This is a genomic window from Sulfitobacter sp., from assembly GCF_041552635.1.
In the GTDB taxonomy this organism is placed as follows: Bacteria; Pseudomonadota; Alphaproteobacteria; order Rhodobacterales; family Rhodobacteraceae; genus Sulfitobacter.
In genome coordinates, this window is the sequence record NZ_JBFEKM010000368.1 from 1 (window position 1) to 1,377 (window position 1,377).

The window sequence follows — 1,377 nt, forward strand, 5'->3', positions numbered from 1 at the left end:
AAATTTTGGAGCTCATATTCGTTGCATTGAACGGCCCTAACCTTACGTACGCCTCGTGGACGAGCGCTGCGGTGCAGCTTCACCAGACCGGCCATTTGTAGATCTTGCAGCATTTTCGGCGGGTGAAGGTCTGCAATGCGGGACGAACCGCTCTTTCGCTGCAGTTGCGCGAATGGCGGGTTTGGAAGCTGGTTGGCTGTAATGCAGACTAAGGCATTGGGAAGACTGCAATGTCTCTTTCCAAACTGGGGACGCGTCGAATAATTTGGTCAAGCATTCGCCATGCGTTGCGTTTAACTCGCTGTTCAGGAGTGTTGAAACTGCCATCAACTTTTACGATCTCAGAAAAGTTGGGCCAAGAAACTGCGTGGCTGGACGCGCCAAAGACACCACCAATTAGCTTCCGCATTTCTGCCTCTGAAAATCCTGCATTCGAAAATTTCTGCGCCAAACGACCGTCAGCCATACTATAGTTTAAGTAGGCGCCCTTGGCCTGCGGATACAACCAAGCTGGCAGGTCACCCAGATACCCTTGATCCACGAAATAAGCGGCAAGCCTGCACCAAGCACGGTATTCTTCGCGGCCAGTACCGCCGGTCACGGCCCGCCGCAACATAACGTCCAGCCGAGCAATGTCTTGTTGCGTTAAAGGCGCTTGTTGAAGTCTCTTGATCAAATGCCGCTTTGCATAGCCGGTTCGAAACAACATCACGTCGGTTTCCAGAACCACCAAAGCAAACTCAATTAGATCGCGCCTGGGTTCGGGCCAAGCTGGCATCGACACGTCTGCAATGAAGGCAAGCGCACGCGAACTGATGAAGGTGTCTGGGTCGAACCCATGTCGCGTTCCAACTTCGGCAATCGCTTTCTCCCATGGTTCATAGTCGCAAGGACTTCTGCCTGTCCCGACCTCGTCAGCTGCTTCACGAAAAACGCCTGTCCAACGCTCTACGATTTCGAGATAGAGTCTTCGTTCGCGGTAGGGAGCATCAGCCGCACGCCGTACACGGGCTTCTTCCTGCCATTTGCGAAGTTGACCAGAAATGTCACCAAAAATCATGGTTATACTCTAGCACCTTAAATTCAGATTTTGTTACTGTTGGTTTAGAAGTTCGTACCATGACCAGACGTTCGCCATACTGCGGCAATCTGGTAGGCTTGGGCTCAAACCGGACTTGCGGCGGTGCGGCACGCAAATCTTGACCTTGCATGCTTCGGCGCGACCAACCGGATGGCCGGTCCCAGACCAGAGCGGACCCATGTCTTGTGACCCTCCCGCCGAGGGAGAACATGCAGGTCGGGCGGGAAGCGGCAGCGTTCGCGAGTGGCGGGAAACATTCATTCACTGCGGTTTGCACCGAAGTCTCCTATTCAGAC

At 53.7% G+C, this 1,377-nt stretch carries 1 protein-coding gene; it reads right to left on the reverse strand.

The window, feature by feature from the left end; genetic code table 11:
- Nucleotides 1–208: 208 nt before the first annotated feature.
- Nucleotides 209–1,060 (reverse strand): hypothetical protein, encoded by an 852-nt coding sequence (locus ABYT07_RS21140; RefSeq protein ID WP_372993957.1) that lies wholly within the window; start codon nucleotides 1,058–1,060, stop codon nucleotides 209–211.
- Nucleotides 1,061–1,377 lie beyond the last annotated feature (317 nt).

Coding starts and splice junctions, on each gene's coding strand:
- ABYT07_RS21140 (WP_372993957.1), bottom strand. CDS start 1,060: ATGATTTTTGGTGACATTTCTGGTCAACTTCGCAAATGGCAGGAAGAA.